At 40.5% G+C, this 25,061-nt stretch carries 34 protein-coding genes; 23 read left to right on the forward strand and 11 right to left on the reverse strand.

Annotated features, from left to right (window positions below; genetic code table 11):
* Positions 1-26: 26 nt before the first annotated feature.
* Both KFQ09_RS18905 and KFQ09_RS18910 read right to left on the reverse strand, forming a co-directional pair.
* Entirely contained in the window at positions 27-662 is a 636-nt protein-coding gene (locus tag KFQ09_RS18905) for a PAQR family membrane homeostasis protein TrhA (protein ID WP_008346394.1), read from the reverse strand.
* A gap of 13 nt (positions 663-675) precedes the next feature.
* Complete coding sequence (locus KFQ09_RS18910) at positions 676-1,644, reverse strand: sigma 54-interacting transcriptional regulator (RefSeq protein WP_024718555.1); 969 nt, start codon at positions 1,642-1,644, stop codon at positions 676-678.
* Positions 1,645-1,824: 180 nt separating this feature from the next.
* On the opposite strand from KFQ09_RS18910, the gene ilvA reads away from it, so the two are divergent.
* The 7 genes from ilvA (at position 1,825) to ypmT (ending at position 6,653) form a co-directional block, all read left to right on the forward strand.
* A complete protein-coding gene (ilvA, locus tag KFQ09_RS18915) occupies positions 1,825-3,093 on the forward strand; it encodes a threonine ammonia-lyase IlvA (protein WP_047946671.1) in 1,269 nt (422 codons plus the stop codon).
* A 36-nt stretch (positions 3,094-3,129) separates the two neighbouring features.
* Positions 3,130-3,381: a YpmP family protein gene (locus KFQ09_RS18920; RefSeq protein WP_008346400.1), complete on the forward strand. Its 252-nt coding sequence runs from the start codon at positions 3,130-3,132 to the stop codon at positions 3,379-3,381.
* Positions 3,382-3,568: 187 nt separating this feature from the next.
* A complete protein-coding gene (locus KFQ09_RS18925) occupies positions 3,569-4,411 on the forward strand; it encodes a DegV family protein (RefSeq protein WP_039165588.1) in 843 nt (280 codons plus the stop codon).
* A 22-nt stretch (positions 4,412-4,433) separates the two neighbouring features.
* A complete protein-coding gene (locus KFQ09_RS18930; protein WP_255835879.1) occupies positions 4,434-5,024 on the forward strand; it encodes an SCO family protein in 591 nt (196 codons plus the stop codon).
* A 69-nt stretch (positions 5,025-5,093) separates the two neighbouring features.
* Positions 5,094-5,855 (forward strand): SGNH/GDSL hydrolase family protein, encoded by a 762-nt coding sequence (locus KFQ09_RS18935; protein WP_017359696.1) that lies wholly within the window; start codon positions 5,094-5,096, stop codon positions 5,853-5,855.
* A 9-nt stretch (positions 5,856-5,864) separates the two neighbouring features.
* Entirely contained in the window at positions 5,865-6,431 is a 567-nt protein-coding gene (locus tag KFQ09_RS18940) for a YpmS family protein (RefSeq protein WP_007500787.1), read from the forward strand.
* A 24-nt stretch (positions 6,432-6,455) separates the two neighbouring features.
* Positions 6,456-6,653, forward strand: coding sequence for a protein YpmT (gene ypmT, locus KFQ09_RS18945; RefSeq protein WP_008346409.1), 198 nt, complete (start codon positions 6,456-6,458; stop codon positions 6,651-6,653).
* 188 nt (positions 6,654-6,841) lie between these two features.
* On the opposite strand, the gene KFQ09_RS18950 is transcribed toward ypmT, so the two are convergent.
* From KFQ09_RS18950 to KFQ09_RS18960, 3 genes are all read right to left on the reverse strand, one after another.
* Positions 6,842-7,510: a DUF4397 domain-containing protein gene (locus KFQ09_RS18950; protein WP_255835880.1), complete on the reverse strand. Its 669-nt coding sequence runs from the start codon at positions 7,508-7,510 to the stop codon at positions 6,842-6,844.
* Between the two features lie 117 nt (positions 7,511-7,627).
* Positions 7,628-7,888 carry a hypothetical protein gene (locus tag KFQ09_RS18955; protein ID WP_008346413.1) on the reverse strand — a complete coding sequence of 87 codons (261 nt, stop codon included), beginning with the start codon at positions 7,886-7,888 and terminating at the stop codon, positions 7,628-7,630.
* A 52-nt stretch (positions 7,889-7,940) separates the two neighbouring features.
* Positions 7,941-8,372 (reverse strand): MarR family transcriptional regulator, encoded by a 432-nt coding sequence (locus tag KFQ09_RS18960; RefSeq protein WP_007500780.1) that lies wholly within the window; start codon positions 8,370-8,372, stop codon positions 7,941-7,943.
* Positions 8,373-8,510: 138 nt separating this feature from the next.
* Between KFQ09_RS18960 and msrA the strand changes: the two genes are divergently transcribed.
* Both msrA and msrB read left to right on the forward strand, forming a co-directional pair.
* Positions 8,511-9,044, forward strand: coding sequence for a peptide-methionine (S)-S-oxide reductase MsrA (msrA, locus tag KFQ09_RS18965; protein WP_017367464.1), 534 nt, complete (start codon positions 8,511-8,513; stop codon positions 9,042-9,044).
* Positions 9,044-9,475, forward strand: coding sequence for a peptide-methionine (R)-S-oxide reductase MsrB (gene msrB, locus KFQ09_RS18970; RefSeq protein WP_007500777.1), 432 nt, complete (start codon positions 9,044-9,046; stop codon positions 9,473-9,475). Before msrA ends, msrB begins: the two co-directional genes overlap by 1 nt.
* Positions 9,476-9,528: 53 nt before the next feature.
* On the opposite strand, the gene KFQ09_RS18975 is transcribed toward msrB, so the two are convergent.
* Entirely contained in the window at positions 9,529-10,557 is a 1,029-nt protein-coding gene (locus tag KFQ09_RS18975; RefSeq protein ID WP_035703287.1) for an SDR family NAD(P)-dependent oxidoreductase, read from the reverse strand.
* Between the two features lie 254 nt (positions 10,558-10,811).
* On the opposite strand from KFQ09_RS18975, the gene KFQ09_RS18980 reads away from it, so the two are divergent.
* Entirely contained in the window at positions 10,812-11,534 is a 723-nt protein-coding gene (locus KFQ09_RS18980) for an acylneuraminate cytidylyltransferase family protein (RefSeq protein WP_138278649.1), read from the forward strand.
* Positions 11,535-11,562: 28 nt separating this feature from the next.
* On the opposite strand, the gene KFQ09_RS18985 is transcribed toward KFQ09_RS18980, so the two are convergent.
* Together KFQ09_RS18985 and KFQ09_RS18990 are read right to left on the reverse strand one after the other, a co-directional pair.
* Positions 11,563-12,357 (reverse strand): CgeB family protein, encoded by a 795-nt coding sequence (locus tag KFQ09_RS18985; RefSeq protein WP_234925056.1) that lies wholly within the window; start codon positions 12,355-12,357, stop codon positions 11,563-11,565.
* A gap of 183 nt (positions 12,358-12,540) precedes the next feature.
* Positions 12,541-12,942 carry a hypothetical protein gene (locus tag KFQ09_RS18990; protein ID WP_007500770.1) on the reverse strand — a complete coding sequence of 134 codons (402 nt, stop codon included), beginning with the start codon at positions 12,940-12,942 and terminating at the stop codon, positions 12,541-12,543.
* Positions 12,943-13,150: 208 nt separating this feature from the next.
* Between KFQ09_RS18990 and cgeC the strand changes: the two genes are divergently transcribed.
* The 7 genes from cgeC (at position 13,151) to KFQ09_RS19025 (ending at position 19,252) form a co-directional block, all read left to right on the forward strand.
* Positions 13,151-13,471 carry a spore maturation protein CgeC gene (cgeC, locus tag KFQ09_RS18995; RefSeq protein ID WP_050827307.1) on the forward strand — a complete coding sequence of 107 codons (321 nt, stop codon included), beginning with the start codon at positions 13,151-13,153 and terminating at the stop codon, positions 13,469-13,471.
* Between the two features lie 18 nt (positions 13,472-13,489).
* Entirely contained in the window at positions 13,490-14,785 is a 1,296-nt protein-coding gene (locus KFQ09_RS19000; protein ID WP_203143360.1) for a glycosyltransferase family 2 protein, read from the forward strand.
* A gap of 157 nt (positions 14,786-14,942) precedes the next feature.
* Positions 14,943-16,319, forward strand: coding sequence for a sigma-54 interaction domain-containing protein (locus KFQ09_RS19005; RefSeq protein WP_203143358.1), 1,377 nt, complete (start codon positions 14,943-14,945; stop codon positions 16,317-16,319).
* Positions 16,320-16,435: 116 nt separating this feature from the next.
* A complete protein-coding gene (ablA, locus tag KFQ09_RS19010; RefSeq protein WP_008346434.1) occupies positions 16,436-17,836 on the forward strand; it encodes a lysine 2,3-aminomutase in 1,401 nt (466 codons plus the stop codon).
* A 2-nt stretch (positions 17,837-17,838) separates the two neighbouring features.
* On the forward strand, positions 17,839-18,120 hold the full coding sequence (locus tag KFQ09_RS19015) for a YokU family protein (RefSeq protein WP_098680796.1): 282 nt from the start codon (positions 17,839-17,841) through the stop codon (positions 18,118-18,120).
* Positions 18,121-18,199: 79 nt separating this feature from the next.
* Entirely contained in the window at positions 18,200-18,424 is a 225-nt protein-coding gene (locus KFQ09_RS19020; protein WP_008346438.1) for a YozE family protein, read from the forward strand.
* A 147-nt stretch (positions 18,425-18,571) separates the two neighbouring features.
* A complete protein-coding gene (locus KFQ09_RS19025; RefSeq protein ID WP_008346441.1) occupies positions 18,572-19,252 on the forward strand; it encodes a hypothetical protein in 681 nt (226 codons plus the stop codon).
* On the opposite strand, the gene KFQ09_RS19030 is transcribed toward KFQ09_RS19025, so the two are convergent.
* The gene (locus KFQ09_RS19030; RefSeq protein WP_017359686.1) at positions 19,249-19,383 is read right to left on the reverse strand and encodes a hypothetical protein; all 135 of its coding nucleotides are present in this window, start codon (positions 19,381-19,383) and stop codon (positions 19,249-19,251) included. The genes KFQ09_RS19025 and KFQ09_RS19030 overlap by 4 nt on opposite strands.
* Before the next feature lie 119 nt (positions 19,384-19,502).
* On the opposite strand from KFQ09_RS19030, the gene KFQ09_RS19035 reads away from it, so the two are divergent.
* The 5 genes from KFQ09_RS19035 to KFQ09_RS19055 all read left to right on the forward strand — a co-directional run bounded on the left by KFQ09_RS19035 (position 19,503) and on the right by KFQ09_RS19055 (position 22,410).
* The gene (locus KFQ09_RS19035) at positions 19,503-19,673 is read left to right on the forward strand and encodes a YozD family protein (RefSeq protein ID WP_017359685.1); all 171 of its coding nucleotides are present in this window, start codon (positions 19,503-19,505) and stop codon (positions 19,671-19,673) included.
* 51 nt (positions 19,674-19,724) lie between these two features.
* A complete protein-coding gene (locus KFQ09_RS19040) occupies positions 19,725-20,333 on the forward strand; it encodes a phosphatase PAP2 family protein (RefSeq protein WP_052320724.1) in 609 nt (202 codons plus the stop codon).
* Positions 20,334-20,387: 54 nt separating this feature from the next.
* A complete protein-coding gene (locus KFQ09_RS19045) occupies positions 20,388-20,705 on the forward strand; it encodes a YodL domain-containing protein (protein ID WP_007500756.1) in 318 nt (105 codons plus the stop codon).
* 110 nt (positions 20,706-20,815) lie between these two features.
* Positions 20,816-21,511, forward strand: a complete 696-nt coding sequence (deoD, locus tag KFQ09_RS19050; RefSeq protein WP_007500754.1) for a purine-nucleoside phosphorylase — start codon at positions 20,816-20,818, stop codon at positions 21,509-21,511.
* 68 nt (positions 21,512-21,579) lie between these two features.
* Positions 21,580-22,410: a M15 family metallopeptidase gene (locus tag KFQ09_RS19055; protein ID WP_007500752.1), complete on the forward strand. Its 831-nt coding sequence runs from the start codon at positions 21,580-21,582 to the stop codon at positions 22,408-22,410.
* A gap of 49 nt (positions 22,411-22,459) precedes the next feature.
* On the opposite strand, the gene KFQ09_RS19060 is transcribed toward KFQ09_RS19055, so the two are convergent.
* Both KFQ09_RS19060 and KFQ09_RS19065 read right to left on the reverse strand, forming a co-directional pair.
* A complete protein-coding gene (locus tag KFQ09_RS19060) occupies positions 22,460-22,711 on the reverse strand; it encodes a hypothetical protein (RefSeq protein ID WP_008346452.1) in 252 nt (83 codons plus the stop codon).
* A gap of 92 nt (positions 22,712-22,803) precedes the next feature.
* Positions 22,804-23,502 carry a class I SAM-dependent methyltransferase gene (locus KFQ09_RS19065; RefSeq protein WP_255835881.1) on the reverse strand — a complete coding sequence of 233 codons (699 nt, stop codon included), beginning with the start codon at positions 23,500-23,502 and terminating at the stop codon, positions 22,804-22,806.
* A gap of 151 nt (positions 23,503-23,653) precedes the next feature.
* On the opposite strand from KFQ09_RS19065, the gene KFQ09_RS19070 reads away from it, so the two are divergent.
* Complete coding sequence (locus KFQ09_RS19070) at positions 23,654-25,039, forward strand: S41 family peptidase (protein WP_144610218.1); 1,386 nt, start codon at positions 23,654-23,656, stop codon at positions 25,037-25,039.
* Positions 25,040-25,061 lie beyond the last annotated feature (22 nt).

The following is a 25,061-nucleotide window of genomic DNA, read 5'->3' on the forward strand; positions in this document are numbered from 1 at the left end:
TCCGAATGTGGATGCTGGTTTTTTAATCATGCTGGGATGTTGACGCAATAAAATAGAATGCAGAAGAACATGGATGCACTTCCACCGAGAACAAAGCTGTGCCAAATCGCATGATGATAGGGAATTTTCCGCCAAATATAAAAGATCGTTCCGACTGAATACAAAATACCGCCTAATAGTAAGAGGCTGAATCCAGCTCCTGTTAATTGAATGTACAGAGGTTTAATTGCGATGATAATCATCCAGCCCATTAATAAATAAACAAGGGTGGATACAATGATAAACCGTTTGACGAAAAAGATTTTAAAAACGATACCGCCTGCAGCAAGTGCCCATACGATTGCAAGAAGAGTATAGCCAAGTGCGCCTTTTAATGGGCCAAGCAAAAATGGCGTATATGTACCAGCAATCAATACATAAATCGCAGAGTGGTCAAGGATTTCAAATACATCTTTTGTTTTTTTGTGCCGAATGCTATGAAGCAAAGTAGAGCTTAAATAAAGCAGTAGCATCGACGCGCCAAATATCGAAAAGCTAATAATGTCAGTGACAGTGCCGTATTGAACAGCGAATAAAACAAGAAAAACAATGGCGGGAATGGATAAAATGACGCCAATGCCATGTGTAATCGCGTTGGCAATTTCTTCTTTTACAGTAAACAATGGATGTCCTCCTTTATTGAACCGGTATATAACCATCAAGCGACTTCAGAAATGAGAGACCTTCAAGTGTAATCTTCGTTCCAGCTCTGCCTTTCCCTTTTGTCACATAGGCTTTTTTCTCAAGATCATCTAATCGACTCCTGACTTGCTGAGGGGTCAGCGGGATGTCGCCTTGTTTGCTTAACTCAGACAAGATACGTCTGCTGGCTGCTTCTCCTTTTTCATTTAGAGACTTAATGGCTTCGAGTAAGAAAACAAATTCTTGTTTCTCCATAAGCGTGAGCTGGTGTTCTTCTTTTTTTCCTTTACCAGCTGTTTGTTGAGGTAATAATACAAAAGGTGGCAAGTGATGCAAGAAAACTGTTTGCCCTTCGAGAATCGCGGCTGCATAATGAACGATATTTTTGAGCTCCTGGACATTTCCTTCAAACGAATATTGCTGTAAGACTTCCCACACACTTGAGTCGATATCAGGCGTCATGTTCAGTTCTTGAAAGAAAGCAGCGGTTAAAATAGGAATATCTGTTTTTCGATCTTCTAAAGGCGGGAGAGGGATATGAAGCACATTGAGCCGATAAAACAGCTCAGGTAAAAAACTGGACGAAACGCTCATCGCCTCTAATGATAAAGACGAAGAAGCAATGATTTTTGTTGCAGGAGAATCTTCGAGAAAACGAATGACCTGATGCTGCATAGGAATACTGAGTGCGCTGACTTCGTCTAAATAAAGCACATGATTTGCCGCATGAGTAAATGCTTCCTGCAAAGTCACTTCATCTACAATGGGGCAATAGATATATTTCATCGAAGCCTGCGCAGCAAATGAATGGGCCATTTCTTGTGCAAAGCGTGATTTGCCTGTTCCAATTTCACCTGTGATCAACACAGGCTGATCGTTTTTCGTGAATTGTTTTGCCAAATGAATGGCGTGTTTTATATCTTGGTGTTCTCCATATATATTAGCAAACGGATGTGTGGTCATCGAGCGATTCCTCTCTTTTGGTTCTAATTGGTTTTATTATAACACCCAATTAGAACAAATGTATAGAAAAACGAAAAAGTTCATGAAATTTATCTCCGATCTATGATCTATTGGTTTATTTTTTGAATATTCATGTTATAATGACAAATTAAATAAGGTTAAAGAGAAAGGATCTTGTACATGAAACCGTTGCTCAAAGAAAACACGCTAATTCAAGTGAAAGACATCTTAAAAGCCCATCAAAATTTGAAGGATGTAGTGATTCACACACCACTTCAAAAAAATGAGCGACTTTCTGAACGATATGAATGTAATGTCTACTTAAAAAGAGAGGACCTGCAAGTTGTTCGTTCTTTTAAATTAAGAGGCGCTTTTAATAAAATGAGCCAGTTGCCAAAAGAAAAACTAGAAAACGGCATTGTTTGTGCCAGTGCAGGAAATCACGCACAAGGCGTTGCCTATTCTTGCAAATATTTAGGTATCCACGGGAAAATCTTTATGCCTGCTACCACACCAAGGCAAAAAGTATCGCAAGTGGAGCTTTTCGGAAAAGAATATGTTGACATTATCTTAACCGGAGATACCTTTGATGATTCGTATCATGAAGCAGTCAAATGCGGAGATAAGGAAAAGCGGGAATTTATCCATCCATTTGATGATTTAGATGTCATGGCAGGACAAGGAACAACTGCTGTAGAAATATTAAATGATATCGAGGTGGAACCTCACTTTTTATTTGCAAGTGTCGGAGGTGGAGGTCTGTTATCTGGTGTAGGTACATATATCAAAAATATCTCACCAGAAACCGAAATTATTGCAGTCGAGCCGCTTGGTGCCGCCTCACTGCATGCTTCACATGAGAAGGGCGAGGTTGTCACACTTGATTCAATTGATAAGTTTGTAGACGGAGCAGCGGTTCAGCGGATTGGCGAAAAGACGTTTACGTCGCTTCAGTCTGTTGTCGATAAGATTAGTCTTGTACCAGAAGGAAAAGTATGTACAACCATTTTAGAGCTGTATAATCAATGTGCAATTGTAGCTGAGCCAGCGGGTGCGTTACCGATCGCGGCTTTAGATGCACATCGTGAGGAGATTAAAGGGAAAAATGTCGTTTGTATTGTCAGCGGAGGCAATAATGACATTGGCCGAATGCAAGAAATCAAAGAACGCTCCATGATTTATGAAGGACTCCAGCATTATTTCATCGTTAATTTTCCGCAAAGAGCAGGTGCTCTCAGGGAATTTTTAGATGAAGTGTTAGGGCCAAATGATGATATCTCACGCTTTGAATATACGAAAAAGAATAACCGAAGCAAAGGACCTGCGCTTGTTGGGATCGAATTGAAAGAAAGAGATGACTATGCAGCGCTGATTGACCGAATGAATAAAAAAGGCTTCCACTATGTTGAAGTGAATAAAGATCAAGATTTATTCCACCTATTTATTTAGGCTTAACAGATAATTGGAAAAGAGGATTGATCGTTTGTGCTGCTCAAAACAATATGTTTTAGACGGATGGATGGAGCTCAGATCAAGGTAACAGAAGTCCCTGTTTTAAAGGGAGATGAATCCTATGGTTTCATGCTCACCTTTAGACTTGAAGCTTTCTTGAAAAAAGTCTATGTATCTAAGGGAAAGAGGCATGTGTACTCTTTCAGGGAGGATGTGAAACGTAACGTCAAGTGGAGCACATATGAACAGATCTACCAAGAGCCTACACTAAAACACAATGCGTAAATTGGAATCTTTGCCAAAGAGAGTGAGCGGCCATTTTCAAATGGCGGCTACTCATCTTGGCAAGGATTTTTTACATGAAAAGAAGAAAATGTGACAATTTCAAAAACGTTCTGACAGTTGTTTTCAAGTATGCACGAAATAAGGTAATATCATATGTAAAGACTAAGACAGCAAGGATGAGACGATAGTGAAACAAATTAAAATTGTAACAGATTCAACTGTGGACCTTCCGCAAGAAAAAATCAATGACCTTTCCATTCATGTCATTCCGCTCAATATCTCCATTTCTGGGGTTGATTATATTGACCGAGTGAACATACAGCCAGATGAATTTATTGAAAAAATGGAGGCCGCTGAGGAACTGCCGAAAACGTCTCAACCTGCCATCGGTCAATTCGTCGAATTATATGAAAAACTGACGGCAGATGGAAGCGAAGTCATTAGTATCCATTTAACTGGTGGGATGAGTGGTACGGTTCAAACTGCTGAAAGCGCTTCTAAAATGGTAGACGGACATATCACTGTCATCGATTCGAATTTTATTTCCTATGGTTTAGGGTTTCAAGTCACCAAAGCAGCAGAGCTTGCAAAAAAAGGGGCAAGCCGTGATGACATCCTCAAAGAAATGGACAAAATTCGTCTTAAAACAAAGCTATTTGTCACAATCGATACATTAGAAAATCTCGTGAAAGGTGGACGAATTGGAAGAGGAAAGGCGCTGATCGGTTCACTTCTTCATATTAAACCAATTGCCAGCTTAACAGACGGCATATACACACCAGAAGCGAATGTGAGAAGTTACTCCGCTCTTGTCCGCTATTTGACAAAACAGTATGTACAGGCGGTGAAAGGGAAAACCGTTCAGGCAATTGGGATTGCACATGCAGACGCATTAGAACTTGCAGAAAAGCTTAAAGCAGCACTGCTTGATCACACACCTGATGCACTAGTTGACATCGCTTATACAACACCGATTATTTCCTGTCATACTGGTAAGGGCGCTATAGGCTTTACTTTTTATACCGATTGATTGAAAAGGGGATGTAATTGTCATGTATACAAAAAGGGGAGCCTTATTTGGTGCGCTTACGATTATAAGCGTGCTTCTTTTAGTCTCATGTTCAAATGGACAAATCAAGGATGCATTAAATTATCAAATCCAGCCGTTTGAGTATCAAAACCAGGATGGTCAAAAGGTGTCGCTCGACGATTTAAAGGGGAAAGTCTGGGTGGCAGATTTTATTTTCACAAGCTGTGAAACGATTTGCCCACCGATGACCGCACATATGACAGAGCTACAAAAACGGTTAAAAGAAGAAAAATTGGATGCGCACATCATTTCATTTAGCGTCGACCCAGAGGTGGATTCACCGAAAAAGCTAAAGGAATTTGCAAAAGCATATCCATTATCCTTTAAAAATTGGGATTTTCTCACTGGTTACTCGCAGTCAGCGATTGAAAAATTTGCAATGAAAAGCTTTAAGACGATTGTGAAAAAACCTGAAGACGAAGACCAAGTGATACACCAATCTCTGTTTTTCCTCGTTGATCAAGAAGGAAAAGTGATGAAAAACTATGATGGTGTTCAAAATACGCCATATGATGAAATCATCAAGGACATCAAAACACTGAATCGAAACTAGCATGAGGATGTTCAAATGAGCGAAAACATGATACACTTTTTTAATCAGAAAAAGGAGGGACATCATCGTTTGAAGGCTCGTTTGATTTTGATTGTGATGTCTCTAGCTTTTGTTCTTTCTGCATGTTCCGCGCAAGAGGCTGGCATAAAGGATAAACTAGAAGACACACAAAACGTAAAAGAACATATTACGATTGCAGCGGTTGGAGATTCCTTAACAGAAGGAATCGGAGATCAAAATAAAAAAGGGTATGCCGGCATCACCCGTGACAAGATAGAAGCGGTGGACGGTGTACAGTCTGTTACATTAAAAAACTATGCCATTAAAGGCAGTAGAACGGTAGATTTATTAAAAAGATTAAAAGAAAAAAAAGTGCAGGATGGACTGAAAGACGCTGATTATATTTTCTTTACGATCGGCGGAAATGACTTAATGCATGTCGTCCGTCAAAATGTGCTCAACTTGACATTTGCTCCTTTTCAAAAAGAGCAAGGTCCTTTTGAAGAGCGTTTTAAGACCATTCTTGCTCAATTAAGAGAGCATAATGACCATGCAAAGATCATGTATGTCAGTATGTACAATCCTTTTAAGTTCAGCTTGTCTGAGCTGAGAGATATTGATGAGGTCGTCAAAGACTGGAATGCTGCTGCCGAAAAAGAACTAAAAAAAGACGGCAATGCTGATATGATCGATGTAGCAGATTTATTTGAAGATGATAAAGATGAAAAATTACTGGCAGATGATGATTTCCACCCAAACCAAAAGGGGTACTCTCTTATGGCAAATCGTTTATTCTCAGAAGTGAAAAAAGAAGGACTGCCGAAGGAATAGGGTGAAAAGATGAAAAAATGGAAGAGTTTATTTTTTATTTTACTGTCAATTAATCTATTGATTGTTCTTGTATGCGGTATTTTCATGCTGCTGCCAAGCGATCAATCCGCTTCGAAAAAAGAAGTAAACAGCGAGTATGCTTTTAACATTTCTAGTTCAAAAGAGTCGCTTACCAGCTTTGTCAATGATTATTTGAAAAACCAAGGATCAAGCGATATGCCCGACTTTCATGTTGCGATTGACCAAGATGTGAAAGTAACAGGTGCAATCAAAGCTTTTTCTTCAACGATTAATGCAAATGTATCATTTACACCAACTGTTGAAGATAACGGGGATGTTCTGCTGAAAGTAGATGACTTTTCAATTGGACAATTAAGCATCCCAATCAGTTTTGTTTTAAGCTACATGGGTCAATTCTATGAACTGCCTGATTTCGTTCATGTGAAACCAGACCAAAAAACGGTGGAAGTGCGCCTTTCAGAAATGCCGCTGACGAATGATATGTATGTCAAAGCGAACAAAATTGATCTTGAGAATGATGAAATTGAATTCTCATATTATCATCCAAAGCAATAGAACGTGTAAGTCAGGAGTGAAACGATGAAGCGAGTCTATCAATATTTTAGTTTACTGTCGCTCTTATTTGCTGCATACTTTGGCATGACAGCTGCCTCTCATTTAAAAGCAGAAAATATCGACCAGTTTTACTTAAATATCGCCTATTGTGCATTATTTTTAGGTACCATGATTCTTGCTTTTGATTTTCAAAAACAAGAAAAAGCTGAAGATGTCTCGTAAATAGCCTTTTCCATTTGGAAAGGCTATTTATCTTCTTTTCAGCGGAATAGAAAACCTTTGCATTTTAGGAAGGACGAGTACCGGCGCAGAGTGAATGTGACATTCGTGAGCACCAGCACGCACGACTGACACCGAATGCGAGGGTTTGTCTACACGCTGAGAGCCTTTTCCATTTGGAAAGGCTCTTTTTACATTTGGTGAGACAAGACGACTTTTGCCATTAGCTCTGGCTCTCCGTTTGCAAATCCATGAAGTAAAATAAGATAGGCCCGCTTTGTTTGCAGGTGAACTTTCGGAATATCTAGCAGTACACTTTGAGTACCGGCAGCTTTTAATTCAAAGTGATACTTATTCGGAGAGAAGTGGTGGGTTTGGGTGCCGTTCACATATCCGAGTTCCTTTGATAACATGCCTTGATCTCGTTCATATATATCAATGAAAGGGAGGTCTGGTGACAGCTGGATAAACGTGAGTGCTGATAGCTCTTCTTTCTTAATCAGCGAGTCTTGCTTTTCTGTGAGCAGCGCAAAGCCGGTACGAGCTCCTGTGATACATAGCGTGTAAGTCTCGTTTCCATTAATCATCATACGAGAAGAAAGAATTCTTTCTTTTGTAGCCAGCTTAAATACTTCTATCTCATAAACACCCTCATCCCATTCCATATAAGCAGACAGCTGACCGTATGGCAGCTTTTTTTGGATTGGCTGCTGATTTACAAATACAGCAAGCTCACTTAAATCCGGTGCAGCGTGAAATAATCGAATAACAGCTTTGGAAATGGTGTTTCTCGGATGGTATGGGGGAAAGGTAGCTAATGGACGATATAGAAATTGATTCATCTCGTAGAGCTGCTGCACGTCTTTATCCCTTCTTTCTCTGCAATGTGTTTTTTGTAGCGTATGCAAGAAAGGGACGATCTGTATAGGCAAAAGAAACATAGAAAAAAGCCTGACAAAAAGTGTCAGGCTCTCGTATTAAGAAGGAGATGAATATTGATGATATTCAGCCAGCTTAATGAACGTTTTTTCATCCTCAATTAATCCGCAAACGCCGCACTGGACTTTGATTTTCGGTCCTTGATAGTTCATGTGAAAAGGAGAAAGCTGATCTCCTTCATATGTTTCGACAATAGCTCCAGTTGCTGGATCAAGTTTCACAGGTTCTGAATGCTGCTCGATGAGATTAAAACGCGTTCTGTTGGTTTTGCAGTTCGGACAAAGATATGGACTTGTCATGGTTCATTCCACCTTTTTATCCGTAGCATGTCCTCCACGCTAAAATCTATGCTTAATCCTTTTGACTTTTATCCAGCTTTTTAAATAACTTGATCATCGTTTTCAGTTCTTCATCATCAAATGATTCAAATCGTTCCATGAAGTATTCTGTTTTCTTTTTCTCAAAATGCTCAGTAATTTCCTTACCCTTATCGGTTAAGTGGATTTTGATGATGCGTCGATCCTCTTTTGAACGGATACGAGTGATCCAGCCTTTTTCTACAAGTGTGTCGGTTACAGCTGTAATATGGCTTGCTGATACACCGAGAATTGAGGCGAATTCCGTTACTTTTTTTGCGCCTTGTTCACGCAGCAGATTTAAAATGAGAAATTCATTCCGAGATAATTCGTTTTCAAGCAAGCTGTTAATTTCATAACGTATTTGCTTAAATACGGTTCTCAGTAAAGTATCCATTTCATACATCATTTGTTTTCTTTGTTCCAATCATTAAACCCCCATTATATTTTAAGATACGACAGAATGCTTTCATTTGTTTTTAGGTATACAAGTCGTATCATTTTCATTATTTTTTATCATGTTATAATATGATGATACCATTTTTTAAATGAAGGGGGCACTAATATGTCTGAAAAACAAGAATTAGCCACATTTGCTGGAGGCTGTTTCTGGTGTATGGTTAAACCTTTTGATGAACAGCCAGGCATTATCAAAGTTGAATCAGGGTATACTGGCGGACATACAGTGAATCCAACCTATGAAGAAGTATGTACAAATACGACAGGCCATAGAGAAGCCGTTCAAATTACCTTTGATCCAGACGTTTTTCCGTATGAGAAGCTATTAGAACTATATTGGCAGCAAATAGACCCAACAGATGATGGAGGACAATTTGGTGATAGAGGAGAGTCCTACCGTACAGGGATTTATGTCCACAATGAAAAACAAAGGCAACTTGCAGAAACATCAAAAGAGCAGCTGAGCCAAAGTGGAATTTTCCAAAAGCCAATCGTGACAGAAATTTTAGAGGCTGGTCCTTTTTATCCTGCTGAGGAATATCATCAGCATTATTATAAAAAGAACAAAATGCACTACGAACGATACCATGTCGGTTCGGGCAGAGCAGGTTTTATTCAATCTCATTGGAGTGATAAATAATGGCTAACGAAAAAGAGCAGCGCATCAAAGAATTAAACCGAATGCAGTACGAAGTGACGCAAAATAATGGCACTGAGCCGCCATTTCAAAATGAATTTTGGGATCATAAGGAAGAGGGCATTTATGTAGATATCATTTCAGGCAAGCCATTGTTTTCTTCTTTAGATAAATTTGATGCCCATTGCGGCTGGCCAAGTTTTACAAAACCGATTGAAGATCAAGAGGTAGAAGAGAAAGTAGATACGAGCCATGGCATGGTGCGGACTGAAGTTCGCAGTAAGACGGCCGACTCTCACCTTGGTCATGTATTCCCTGACGGCCCAGGGCCAAACGGTCTAAGGTATTGTATTAATTCTGCCGCTTTAAAGTTTATCCCGAAGGATGATCTTGAAAAAGAAGGCTATGGTCATTTGAAACACATCTTTCAATAATTGATTTTAAAAATCGTCACATGGAAGTCAGCTGCTTCCGTGTGACGATTTTTTTATTTTTTATGGTGGGTATGATGTAATTGTTCAATGATGTGAAACAGCTTCTCTTTTGTAATGAGCGGTGCTTCGTTTGATGTGTAATGGGTCAAATGAACTTTTTGAAAATGAGGGTGAAGATGTGGTCTTGGTAAAATGGCATAAAATTGTTCATGTTCAAACAGTGCATCTGCCTCGTGAGGGAATGTGAGCTCCTCGTGAAGTTTTTCTCCAGGTCTTTTTCCGACAACGAGAATATCAGGAGAAGGAACATTGATCTGACCGGCATATTCATGAAATGCTTTCAATAGATCAGCCAGCTGTAATGACTCCATCTTGAGGATGAATGTTTCGCCGCCTTTCATCATGATAGCTGCTTCAAGCGTGAGAGATACAGCTTCTTCGATAGACATAAAAAAGCGTGTCATCTTAGGATCAGTTACAGTTAGAGGTTGTTCATTTAACAACTGTTGAAGCATGATGGGGATGACGGAACCCCTTGATCCAAGCACATTGCCAAACCGGACAGAGCAAAACCTCGTTTTCTGATTTGAAATACTTTCATTCGCTTGAAAAAACAATTTTTCTGAAATTAATTTTGTAGCTCCCATGGCATTTGTCGGAGAAACCGCTTTGTCGGTTGAAATGTTGACAACATGACTAACTTCATGTTCAAGTGCTGCTTCAATGACATGCTGTCCGCCGATGATGTTGGTTTGGACAGCTTCAAACGGATTATCTTCGCAGGTGGGTACTTGTTTGAGTGCAGCTGCATGGAAGATGATATCTACCCCTTTGACAAGCTGCCTGACGCGGCTGGCATCCCTCACATCTCCAAGTGCAAATACAACCTCTGGATTTGCCGCATATTCATTTTTCATCATGTATTGTTTACTGTCATCTTTACTGAAGACAATGACCTTTTTAGGAGAGCAGGCTGTTAATTTTTTCACAATCTGCCGGCCAATCGAACCCGTACCGCCTGTGACCAAGATGATTTTGTCACGAAAAAAGGTCTTCAAACTCGTTTCTATTTGTTTGGACATATCTAATCCCCCAACTCTCATTTCTCTACTTTGCATCATATGTGAAAGAGTGGAAGACGTTTGAGGAAAAGAACCACTTCATGCATAAATTAGTTGAACCAATTATAACCATCTGCTTGACGACTTAATAGAATATGTAGAGATAGAAGATTAAGTAGAATAGCGAGGCACCTGAAGAACTTCAGTACGGTGATCAGTTCAGCTCTCAGAATGTATTCTCTGATACTGAGCTGCGCGAGGGGAGAAGATCATACATGTATAGGGGAAATCGTATTTTAGCTATGATACCAGCTTTTAGCAGCAAGCAGGAACATCATGCTGAACACATTCGCGTATTGGCGGAGCGGCCGCTGATCTATTGGACCATTCAGCCATTATTACAAATGATTGAATTAGATGAAGTCATCGTATCTTCAGAGGATGTGAATACTCAAATCATTTCATCTCACTACGGAGCAAATGTGATTGAACTGCCAAGCACACATGTGACGGAACAAACACCTTCTTTAGTAGCTGTGAAGCATGCGCTTGCTTATTTAGAACGAGAGGGAAAGACGTTTGATATTGTTTTGTATTTGCATCCATCATCACCACTAAGGCAGACGGCAGATATTGAGAACTGCTTACAGCTTCTAGTAGAGGGTGGATATGATTGTGCGGCTTCTTTTACAGAGGCGTTAGAAAATCCAAATGAAACTTGGACACTTCATGACACCAATGAAGCCAGCCTGTATAAGGACAATCATTATTTTTTTGTACCAACTCAGGAGCACCCTTATACGTATGGACGTTTAAATGGAGCTGTCTATGCGTTTCATGTTCCATATGCAAAAGAATGCATTCATTCCTTTTTAGAAGGATCTGTTGGTGCATATATGATGGATCATGCGCAATCGCTTGTTGTGAAAAGTGAGGAAGATCGGAAAAAGGCAGAGAAGAATTTATTGGCTCGGCAAGATGCAGAAGGAACGGCATAAGATGATGGCAATTAGAAAAAGCGCCCGGTCATAGGGCGCTTTTGACTATTTCATAAAGTCTGTAAGGCAGCGTATCAAATGTGTTCCAGCGAACGACTTGCTCGTAATTGTTCTCTGCAACCGATTGTCTTTGTTGAGGGTTTGTTACATAGTGCTCGACCTGCTTAATCAAATCGTTTTCATGTGTGTAAAAAGCGAAGCTTGAAAATGCCTGTGACGGTTGTAGATCTGTCAACTGAAAGCCTCCGCTTGCAGCGATATCAAATGCTCTGTTGTTGAGGCTCATATTTTGAACATTGGCTTTGTTTTGATTATAGGCAAATTGCGCGGGCCTGTGCGGATTCAGAACAATGGCTGATGTTTGATAGATGTTTGCCATCTGCTCGGGACTCAGCCAGTGGGTCATCAGTGAGAGATCACGATATCGTCTGCGTGATTTATTCAACACGCGATGCCACTCTTTTCCTGCTACGAGAATGCGCCATTTGTTTTGATGTAAGAGTGTATTGATGGCTTTGATGCGGTTTGGATAAGGGTAGCCAATGAGTGCAATGTCATAGATGCACGACTCATGTGGTGATTTTTTTTTCTGAAATACGTGTGTATTGGTTGGAATGGGAAAGTAGTGCGTGTGATCAGCGCCCAGTTGTTTGTAAAATGACAAAGCACCTTCGTCAATCGTTAAGATCAGCTGTGCATCACTTACACATGCAGCTGACACATCTATATAAAAAGGGTCTTCTGTCATCCACAGTACAACGGGGATCTTTTCTTGTTTGAATTGATGAAGCAGTTCTGTTGGAATATGATCACCGATCATCATGAAAACAAAATCCGGAGAAAATGTCCGGATTTTGTGCATATGAGCGGGTAGAGTTTCCCTTTCCACCTTGACGCATGAAAAGGGGGAATCAATGAAGCTATCTTCTATCCATTGATCGAACATCCGATAGATTCCACCGTAGCCAGAGCTGATATAAAGAAGCTTCATGATGGCCCTCTCACATTAAGATGTGAACGTAACACTTTCTACTTTATCTACATCTAATAGAGTCGTTGCAGAGCCCGTAGGTGTCACAGAGCTTTCTTGTGTGACGAAAACAACACCTGTTGAAGCATCGAATGATACGAATTGAACGGGTCCGATTAAGTCACCTGAGTCCATGACAATGCTAATGACTGTTCCAGGTGCAAGTCTTGCGAAAATCCATCTTGCTGGTTGAGATACGTCGAGTGTTGTAGCAGAATCTGAAGGTGATGCTTCAGCAGCTACCTCACTAAATAAATCGTTCAATTTTTCTTCCACTTGAACTCCTCCTTCTTCGAGATTAACTGTTAACGCATGACTAAGCGGTTTGAAAAACAGCTTTAATAGCTCTTTTTTTAATTCGGCACGCTTTTCGCTCATGTTTTCCCCATCCTTTCTTCATCCATTCAAACACACCACTATGTATATGCCGTTCTCTTTTTTTGGTATAAGCAGAATGCTCATTCCTTGCTCTTTTTTTCATTTAATGACTTCACACATTTTTGAAAAATGTTTTCAAATGCTGATGCTAAATGAAGTGATCCTCATACTCTAGTAAAGATCAAACGAGAAGAAAGAGGGAATCTGAATGGAATTTGAACAACTATTAAATGGCTGGAACGAAGAATTACTAGAAACAGAAGGAATACTTGAAGTTGTGTTGATAATACTTCTTCTTCATCTTTTAGAGGAAAGTGAGGAAGGGAATGCGTCAGAGATTAAAGAATTGCTGCGCCCGTGGCTTGAGCTCGGCATTCCGCTGCCGCGTGTTCATTTAGTCAATGGAGATGTGCTGCAAAACGTGGTTGTCGTACAATTGTTTGACTCAGTAGCAGTCTTTAAAAATGCGACAAATCAGCTAAGAGTAAGTGTTCCTTATGTGAACATTGTCAGCTGGGGGGCTTTTTAATCTATTTAAAAAAGGATAATGGTCATGAAAGTATCAGTGATATTAACAAGCTACAACAAACCTGATTTCATTGAACGTGTGCTAAAGAGTGTGGTAGAACAAACGTATCAGCATTGGGAGCTTTTGATCATGGATGATGGCTCTGAACAAGAAACGATCCAAAAGATGCAGCCTTATTTAGTGGATAAGCGCATTCAATTGTATTCTCATCAAATTCATCCTGCAAACCGGCTGAAGACTGTACGTTATGCAACGCTAATTAATGAAGCATTAACACGTATAACAGGTGAGCTGGTTTGTTATGTAACTGATGATACAGTCTACAGAAAAGATCGTTTAGAGAAAATGGTCGAGGTTTTTCAATCGAAGCCTCACATAGATATCGTCTATTCCTCGCAGCGTGTCGTGCATGTGAATCAGCATTTGGTGGAAACGGCGAGCTTCGTTCGAGAAGCAGATCAAGTGTTGGAGCATGCATCCTTTCAAGTCGACCATTGCTCTGTTATGCATAGAAGCCGGCTGCTTTCGCTTATTCATGAAAAATACGGACAATACTGGGCCGACGAACCAAAACATTGGCATCATGCTGACTCTGTGTTTTGGATGAGACTGAATCATTTTGCTGCGTTCTTTCCATTACAAGAAGTACTTGATACCACATTTAAAACGCCACAATCATTCCATCATATGTTTGCGAGTATGCCCTACGATTTAATTGACGGAGCTGTGATTGAAAGAGAAGGCGCTTATTATCAAATCGCTAGCGGATTTCTTCATCGCATTGACAGGCGCTGGGTGAATGAAAAGAACAGGCGTGCAATTCGTGTTCCTTCCTTATGTACGATGAAATATGAAATGAACGAGCCGCTGACAGTCCCGAATTATACAGTCGTTACCGCAGATAACGGCAGAACATTTTATTATATTGAACATCAGACAAAAAGACGGTTTGCTTCAAGACGTGATGTGCAATATTTTCAGTTTCATCAAAAGGAGATATACACGGTCACAAAACAGCAGCTGGAGACGTTTAAGGATGGCAAGATCATTCAAGTATCTCCTATATTCAGCCCGCCAAATAGACGGCTGTTTAAATGGAAACAAGATGTCTATTTATTTGTGCATGATACCTTTTGCCGAATTGTCCCTGAGGTAGTGAAAATATTTGCGTTTTACCATCAGCCAATCAAACTACAACCTTCTCAATTTACATTTTTTCAAGAAGGAAAGCCAATTGTGCCGCTGTATATGGAGTCTCTTCAGGAATTTGACTTGTCTCTTTATCAAACGTCAGGGCGAAAGCACTCCTCCTAAGAGGGGTGCTTTTTTTAGAATTGACGAAAAAAGCAGGAGATCGACAGGAAAAAGCGAAACGTGAAAAGGATAGGGGAAACACGTTGAATATCATCAAGCCGCTGAAAATTGGGCAATACAGTGCCGAATTTTCGGCATAGAAAGTGAGGGGGAAATAGTGGGGAAGGTTGTCGAAAGAGCGGATTGGTTTGAATTAATTTTAGAAGCCATCGATGAAGCGATTCACGTTGTAGACGATCAAGGGGTCACCATCTTTTATAATCATAATGCAGCGAAGTTCGACTGTTTAGCGAAAGAAGAGGTGATTAGCAAGTACATACTGGATGTGTATCCTTCATTAACTGAAAAGACAAGTACACTCATGCATGTACTTAGAACAGGAAAACCCATTTATCATTCGTTGCAAACCTATTTGAATAAAAATGGAGAAAAAATTGAGACCGTCAACACCACACTGCCCATTATGGAAGGCAGCAAGTTAATTGGGGCGGTAGAAGTAGCGAAGGATGTGTCGAAGCTGTCGGCACTTTCGAATCGTTTAGATCAAAAAAAACGAACGGATGGTGCCGCGGAGACCACTCAAATGCTCGATTTTTCTTCATTTTTAACAAATGATCCACACTTAAAAGAGATGCTGGAGAAAGCGGAAAAAGCTGCTGCATATCCTTCATCGGTTATGGTCTTCGGGGAAACTGGGACAGGAAAAGAGGTACTCGTACAAGCGATTGTTCATGCATCTGATCGGAAAGATCAAGTCTTTATCCCGCAAAACTGCGCTGCTCTTCCAGAATCGCTGCTTGAAAGTCTTTTATTCGGGTCTGTCAAAGGAAGTTATACGGGCGCAATAGATCGCAAGGGGTTGTTTGAGTTAGCAGATGGCGGTACGCTTTTTCTTGATGAGTTGCAAGCGATGCCGCTTACGCTTCAAACAAAATTACTGCGTGTGTTAGAGGATGGTGTTGTCCGCCGGATAGGTGATGCAAAGGCGGTTCAAGTAAATGTCAGAGTGATTACTGCTCTCAATATCGACCCATTTGAAGCCGTTAAAAAACAAATGTTAAGAGAAGACTTATTTTATAGACTGCATGTGTCATCATTTCATATCCCGCCGCTTCGCACAAGGAAGCATGATATCCAGCTGTTATCCCGCCACTTTATTCAAATGTATCATCAGCAATTTTCTAAAAACGTCAACCGCCTTTCTGAAGAAACCGTCCAAGTATTTATGGCCCATCAGTGGCCAGGGAATGTCAGAGAATTAAAACATACGATCGAGCATGCCGTCTTGATGATGCCAAAGGAAGCAGAAGAAATCACCCCAGCATATCTCCCTGCCCATTTGCGGACGCATCAGATAGAAAGTTATCCGCCAGAGTCCTCATTAAAAAGTCAAGTGATGTCATTTGAACAAACGCTGATTCAAGAAGCCTTAAGACAGCACGCAGGGAATATTAAGCAAACGGCAGCCGCTTTAAAAATTCCTCGACAAACATTGCAGTATAAACTAAAAAAATATACAGATGCCGAAAAGTAGGCACTTCAAACAGGTGAATGTGACGGAAAAGCTCCTTTTGTAAAGAATAGGGGCATTTTCCCATGTTGGCACATAACTTGCATAGTATAAAGTGAATGCTGATAGGGGGAATGGATATGAATCAAAAACTGTATCAACCTGCGCGACATTGGAAGGACATTGAACTTTGGAAGGACGTACCCGAGGAAAAGTGGAACGACTGGATTTGGCAGCTGACGCATACGGTCAAAACGCTTGAAGATTTAGAAAAAGTCGTGAACTTAACAGAAGAGGAAAAAGAAGGGGTGAAGATTTCCACGAAAACCATTCCACTCAACATAACACCCTACTATGCCTCACTGATGAATCCAGACGATCCAAGATGCCCAATTCGTATGCAGTCTGTACCAATTGCAGAGGAGCTTCATAAAACAAAATATGACCTCGAAGATCCGCTCCATGAAGATGAGGATTCACCTGTTCCAGGTTTAACGCACCGCTACCCAGATCGTGTGCTGTTTCTTGTCACAAATCAGTGCTCCATGTACTGCCGCTATTGTACGAGAAGGCGCTTTTCCGGTCAGATCGGGATGGGCGTGCCGAAAAAGCAATTAGATGCCGCCATTGGATATATTAGAGAAACCCCTGAAGTGCGGGATGTGTTAATTTCAGGCGGTGACGGGCTGTTAATTAATGATCAAGTGCTTGAATACATTTTGAAAAACTTACGAGACATTCCTCACGTTGAAATCATTCGAATTGGAACACGTGCACCGGTCGTGTTTCCGCAGCGAATTACAGATGAATTGTGTGAGATTTTAAAAAAATATCATCCGGTTTGGCTGAACACTCACTTTAATACAAGCATTGAAATCACAAAAGAAGCGAAAGAAGCGTGTGAGCGACTTGTCAATGCTGGCGTGCCTGTTGGTAATCAGGCGGTGATCCTAGCAGGGATTAACGACAGTGTTCCAATTATGAAGAAGCTGATGCATGATCTCGTCATGATTCGCGTCAGACCTTATTATATTTATCAATGTGATTTATCTGAGGGGATCGGCCACTTTAGAACACCGGTTTCAAAAGGCCTTGAAATCATTGAAGGCTTAAGAGGACATACGAGTGGTTATGCCGTGCCAAGCTTTGTTGTAGATGCACCAGGCGGAGGAGGTAAGATCACCTTACAGCCAAATTATTTATTATCTCAAAGCCCAGAGAAAGTGGTCCTGCGTAACTTTGAAGGTGTGATCACCTCTTATCCGGAGCCAGAACATTACGTCGCAGGCCAAGCAGATGCGTATTTTAATGAAATCTATGAAGAAAAGAAAGAACCCGCCATTGGCATAACTGCTCTATTTGAGGATGAAGCAAGATCCTTTACGCCTGAAAATTTAAGCCGAATGAAACGAAGAGAGTCTTATGAAACGAATCCTGAACATGATACGCTCAAAAACAAACGTGAAAAACGAGATGAATTAAAAGAGAAGAAATATCAAGCCCAGCTCAAAAAAGAACAAACCGTAAAGGAGGAGAAATAACGTTGCTGACATGTGATTGGTGTGAGGAGAAGAAAGCGAACGCAGGAGAGACCACAGTCTATTGGGAACTCATCACGGGCACACAATCGATTGAGATTTTGGAAACGCCTTCGATTTCTTGCACGCATTGCGGGATGACGTATCAGAAGGATGAGACAGTAAAAGAGATAGAAGATCAATTAATTTTAGTCGATCAAACAAAACTTCCAGAAAAAATCTTATATGCAGAATTAATGAGCATGGAGCGGTTATTAAAGCGTAATTACTTTGATTTTTCTTCATAAGTTGTACCTCCGCCTATACAAGTCATCAAATTCCTGTATAATATAACAACAAAATAGAGTGTCGCGGAGGGAAAAACAGGTGAAGTCGTTTTACCATTATTTAATGAAGTACAGACATCCAAAACCAAAGGATGACATCAGTCATTTTGCAAATGCTGCTTATGAAGATCACAGCTTTCCTAAAGCATCCACTGATTATCATGAGCTATGTGCCTATTTAGAGTTAAATGGGGACTATTTAAGCTCCATGACGACATTTGATGAGGCTTTTGAGCAATACGAAGTAGAAGTCAAAAAAAAATAACACACACAACCGCTTGTTCCGTATGGAAGAAGCGGTTTTTTCATGAAGAAATAAAATGGCGTTTTGCATGGTGTGGTTGCCCATGCAGAATTCCTTGCGCCGGCATACGATACGTTAAGACCAAAAGTCGGGCAAGGGGGAGACAGAATGAAGGCGAAAGCACCAAAATATAAAGTAGGGGATATTGTCGTCGTTGTCATGTACGGCACAGTTGGAACGATAACAAAAGTCCATCAAATTGACCAACATTATCTATATGAGGTCAATCATAATGAGGTGCTTTATTTTGAAACATCACTCCAGCTTTACGATGAGTACGACGGGGTGATTGTAGATACAGAAAAGCTGGACATTGAATATGAGTTCCTCATTGGCGATGTTGTATATGTAAAGGATTACGGGAAAGAGCTATTTAAAATCATTGGCCATCGGACTGAGATATGGCGCTACCTTGAAGATGGCTGGGAAGATGTCATTTATGAACTGACAAGGTTAAAAGACGGAGAATGGCTGGAAACAGAAGAAGAAGACTTGACGCTTGTCCTAAGAAAATATGAGATGGATCAGTTTGTTCATCAGCTTCTTTTTGTGCATTACGTTGGAGAAACCTCAAAAGAAATAGAGGAAGATATGGTGCAAACCGCTCTATTACAGTTAGAAGAGAAACAAGAAAGCGAAGCATCACTAGAATTTCTCGCTGTATCTATAGTGGATGAGCTTCTTGATATTTACAATGATTATAAAATTCTTTATGAATTTTTCAAAGACCCAGAATATAAGGATATGATGGACTTTATTTTGGAAAGTTTAAACGAGCATTTTGGTTAAAAGAAGACTTGTCCTAACACGAATAAAAAGTAAGGAACACAGAAAAAAGCAATCACATAAAACCATCCCCTCAAGATACGGCCCATCACCTGATCAAAAGTATGTCCATCTAAAATGCTTAACCATTTCATTGCCTCATGCCCCTTTTCTTTTCGTTTACTGCATTTATATGTATGGAATGAGCCATTATGACAAACTGTAATAAAAATAAGGCGACGTTCATACATCATAAAAAAGGAGGCGGAAAGCAATGAAAGAAGCAGATTTGGTGATTGATACAGAGGAAATTGCAGAATTCTTCTACACGGAGCTGGTCAAAAGAGGGTACATACCATCTGAGCTGGAAACGTTTGAGCTTGCCGATATTACATTTGAATATATGCTGAGGAAAGCAATGATAGTTGAAGAAGAGGCGTGGTAGGCACTATACTTTGAAGAGATTCTGAGTAGAAAGGGAGGGGAATTGTTTCGCGTGTATGTCATCATTTTTTTCCTTTTGTTTGGCGCCATCGCAGCGCTTATGGTGTCTGGCATGTTCCAGGAGTTGGACAACCAGATCATCTTATCGTTTGAAAACATCAGACTTCCTTTTTTAAATGATGTCATGCTGACTTTGACTGACTTTGGTATCAGTGCGCTGCTTGTCCCAATCATGCTCATCTTTAGCGTGGTGCTGTTTATGTATAAACGCTACCACTCTATTATGCTGCTTTTTCTACTATATATAGCAGAAAAAACGGTCAATCATGAACTGAAAGGACTATTTGCTAGAGAGCGTCCAGCCTTTGATCATCTAGTGAATGAGACCTATTACAGCTTTCCGAGCGGACATTCTATGAATGCAGCAACGATCTATCCATTTATCGCCTATCTATTCATTGAAATGGTTCCGTGGCTGAAAAAGAGACAAAAAGCAGTCTACATGGTGACAGGATGTTGTGTGCTGATGATCGGCATCAGCAGGATGTATATCGGTGTTCATTATGTCACTGATGTAGCAGGGGGCTTTGCGATAGGACTAGCTTTATTTCTCATATGTAAAAAGATTGACGAAAAATTGTCTGTCATTCGACAAAAATAGAAGAAGGAAATTCATAGATCCCAGCCAATTTTATATAAAAGGGGAGGGATTTGAATGCAATTGACGTTGAGATTTTTTCAAAAGAAACCTTCAGCTTATCACTTAACCATTTATCAAACACCTGAATATGGTGCAGAAAGCGGACATCAGCCTGTGTACCGGACAAAGATTGGCGGCAGGACACACCTTGATGTACTGGAAAAAGCATTCTCGACATTTAATGTACAAGATACAGTCCCTAATGATTACAATGCACGGTTTATCACAACTGGGGATATCGTTGTGATTGATGACCAGAAAAAAGGGAAGTGCTACTACCAGCTCTTTCCGGCAGGATGGAAACGCAGTGAACGTCTAATGACGATGAGTTAAATATAAACGACGATGCCAGCTTTACTTTCAGCTGGTATTTTCTTTTTTGAACGCAATCGTTTATAATAAATGGGACTAAACACATGTTAAACGTAAGTGGAGGCTAAAAAATGAGTGTACATATTGGAGCAGAAAAAGGACAAATTGCAGAAACGGTATTGCTGCCAGGCGATCCGCTTCGTGCGAAATATATTGCAGATACATACTTAGAAGATGTTGTGTGCTATAACGAAGTGCGCGGCATGTATGGTTATACTGGAACATATAAAGGAAAACGCATTTCTGTACAAGGTACTGGAATGGGCGTGCCGTCTATTTCGATCTATGTGAATGAGCTGATCCAAAGCTATGATGTTCAAAACTTAATCCGTGTTGGTTCTTGCGGAGCGATCAAAAAAGATGTCAATGTACGTGACGTCATCTTAGCTCAAACATCATCAACAGATTCTCAAATGAACCGTGTGGCATTTGGACCGATTGATTACGCACCATGTGCTGATTTTGGTTTACTGAAAAAAGCCTACGACACAGCAGAAGCGAAAAATGTAGCTGTGCGTGTTGGGAATGTATTTACAGCAGACCAGTTTTATAATGAAAAACCACTTGAGCTGATGGACCAATATGGAATTCTAGCGATCGAAATGGAGACAACGGCTCTTTATACGCTTGCTGCAAAATTTGGCAGAAAAGCGTTGTCGATTCTGACAGTGAGCGATCATGTGCTAACAGGAGAAGAAACAACTGCTGAAGAGCGTCAAACGACATTTGACGAAATGATCTTAATTGCACTAGATTCTGTTTTATAATAGTATAAAGGGTGTGCTACGATGTAGCGCATCTTTATTTTTTTAGTAGAGCAAAAGGAAGGTATGTCATGAAGAAAAGCTATAAAATACTCTCAATCGCATCGATTCTTGGTTTGACGGCCGCATTATCAGGCTGCCAGTTGCTGGATCAGAAAAGCGGTACCACTGAATCTAACAAAACAAACGAACAAAAGAACGCAGCAAGTTCATCATCCCAGCAAAACTCAAACGATACGGCAGATTCATCTAATCAAGAGCTGACGTTAAAGAGTGAATATTTCAATGACATCAAGGTAGTGAGCGGACTGAAGACCATTCAAAACCCTGAAAATGTGCTTGCTTTAGTGAACAAAGAATATGCACTGCCAGGAACCTATAAACCTTCTGATCTCGTTGTACCAAAAGTGGAATTCTCTTTTTCAGAGGATATTGAAAAACGATATATTCGAAAAGAAGCAGCGGAGGCACTTGCAAAGTTATTCAAAGGTGCTAAAAAGGAAAACTTTGAGCTTGCTGCAGTATCTGGCTATCGTTCCTATGATCGTCAAAAAGTCATTTTTGATAGTGAAGTGAAACTAAAAGGGAAAGAAAAAGCCCAAGAAGCCGTAGCCTTACCAGGCGAAAGTGAGCATCAAACAGGTCTTGCCATGGATATTTCCTCAAAAAGTGCCGGCTTTGAAATCTCTGAAAAATTTGGTGAAACACCTGATGGTAAATGGGTAGCCAAAAACGCTTATAAATATGGCTTTATCATCCGTTATCCAAAAGGGAAAGAAGACATCACGAAATATGAATATGAGCCGTGGCACTTGCGCTATGTAGGGAAAGAAGCTGCAAAAGCGATGCATGATCATGATTTAACTTTCGAAGAGTATATGAATAAAGTGAAGAAAATATAAACAAATAAAAGGCCTCCCGAAGCTGGGAGGCCTTCTTTTATACGCCGTTTTAAAAAAAGAACAAACCTGCTAAAGCGAAGCCGGTAATAAAACCGAGACCGATGCCATAAGCTGCACCCCAGCCATAATAACCTCCGTAATATCCATAACCAAAGCCCCCGCGGGACCCGCCGACTGGCCGGATATAAACTTTGCGGTTTGACACCCGCTCAATACGTCCAACATGTACTCTGCCATTTCGATCAGTAATTCTAGCTACTTTCCCCATATGCTGCTGACAAAGTTTATAGTAGCGCTCCATGTTTTTCCTCCTTATGACAAACTCTTTTCACTCTTATCCTATGCGAAAGACTTCATAGAGTTTGGACAAAACATATAGGAGATTCGCTCATTTTATACTGTACATTCAAATACAAGGTGACTCAGATGTTCTCGGTGTGTTTGAATCAGGTCATAGTGTGTCTGTAATGTATCATAAAGAGAAGATGGTATTTGATCTGATAATTCCATTTCGGTCGGCTCTTCCTGCACCATGTGTTCATCAAATGAGAGAATCTGAATGTCACGGAATCCTGCGGACGCTAACTTTTTTTTCCATTCAGGAAATAAAAAGAGGGAGTGAAACCCATAAAACTCCCGAATGGTTGCCTGTTCTTTTGAGGGGAGCGGCACTTTTAACACAGCCTCATTTGCGATCAATTGCTTTCCAGGAGCAAGCACCCGTTTGATCTCAGCAAGCGCAGCAGGTAAATGGGTGAAACTTAAAACAGACTCACTGATCAGTAGAGAGAACGAGTCATCTGAAAATGGCAGGTGTTCGATCGATGCTTGCTGTGCACGGAAAGGTAGTTGTTCCCGCTCGAATCGCAGATTGGCTTTTTCAATCATCAAAGGGTGTGTATCAATCGCCTCTACTTCATAACCTAAATGTCCTAGATAGGCGGCTGTTTGTCCTGTGCCGCATCCAACATCCAGTATACGATCGTCAGACGCCAAGTGAAGATGCTCAATCATCGTTTTTGTTAGCTCAATTCCGCCAGGATGGGCACCTGATACACCAAAATAGGCAAGCATTTCTACATAGTCACTCATGGAATCCCTTCTTTCTTTATCATGTTTCTCTCTAAAGATTATGCATTGCAAGGCGAAATGGCTTATCTTTTCAAATAGAAGTTTGATCCTTTGGTTGACGGATGAAGAATCGTCCTTGATAATAATGAAAGGAGATAAAGGTGGTGTTTTTTTGAAAAAACAATTCAAGTTCGTGATAGCCATTCTGGTGACAGCAGCGCTTTCCTCAGCGATTACATTTGTGATCACAAAACAAGGTGCTGTCAGCGTTTCAGGAGATGAGAAGTTTAGTAAACTCATGGCTGCATATACGAAGGTAAAAAACGAGTATTACGAAAAAACGGATGATCAAAAACTAGTAGACGGTGCGATTCAAGGAATGATTGCATCACTTGATGATCCATACTCTACATATATGGATCAGGAGGAAGCCGAAGGGTTTAACAACACCATTTCATCTTCATTTGAAGGAATTGGTGCACAAGTAGAAGAGAAGGATGGACAAATTTTAATTGTCGCACCGATTAAAGGCTCTCCTGCTGAAAAAGCTGGTTTGAAACCTCATGATCGTATTTTAAAAGTGGATGGTAAAAGTACAAAAGGCATGTCAGTGAATAAAGCCGTTTCTCTTATCAGAGGGAAAAAAGGAACGGATGTCAAACTGCATTTGAACAGACAAGGTGTTGGAAATGTGGATGTCACGATCACAAGAGATACGATTCCACTTGAAACGGTGTATGCAAAACTAACAAAAGATAAAATAGGCGAAATCCAAATCACTTCTTTTGCTGAAACCACGTCTAAAGAGTTAGATAAAGCGATTGATGACCTCGAGAAAAAAGGGGCAAAAGGTTTTGTCATTGATCTGAGAGATAATCCAGGCGGCATTATGACAGAAGCAATTGAAATGAGCAATGACTTTATCGATAAAGGAAAAGTCATTATGCAGGTTGAGGAAAAAGGAAAGAAACAAGTGTACAAAGCGGAAAAAGAACGCAAAGTTCATCAGCCGGCAGTTGTTCTTGTAAACGGCGGTTCAGCGAGTGCTGCTGAAATCATGGCGGCAGCTCTGCACCAATCCTCTAGCATTCAACTTGTTGGAGAAAAGACATTTGGTAAAGGGACTGTTCAAAATGCGCAAAGCTACAATGATGGTTCTAGTGTGAAATTAACCATTGCCAAGTGGCTGACACCAGACGGGTCTTGGATTCACAAAAAAGGAATTGAGCCACAGGTGAAAGCATCTCTACCGAGTTATGCGAAGCTGCCATACTTAAGTCCGAAAAAGACGTATCAACTGAATGATGATGGAGATGAAGTCAAAGCGGCTCAAAAAATGTTCCAAGCGCTTGGCTACAAAGCAAAAGCCAATGGAGAATATGATCAAGCATTCCAGTCGGTCGTGAAAAGTTTCCAATCAGATCACGATCTAAAGGCTGATGGTATTCTGACAGGGGACACAACGACGGTACTGATGACAAACATCCAAGATAAGCTCAAGAAAAATGATACGCAAATGAAAAAAGCCATTGAAGTGTTGAAAAAAGAAATGAAATAGAAAAAGCAGTCCTCATCAGGGG

The sequence above is a fragment of the Bacillus sp. FS02 genome, assembly GCF_024398395.1.
Classification (GTDB): Bacteria; Bacillota; Bacilli; order Bacillales; family Bacillaceae; genus Bacillus; species Bacillus altitudinis.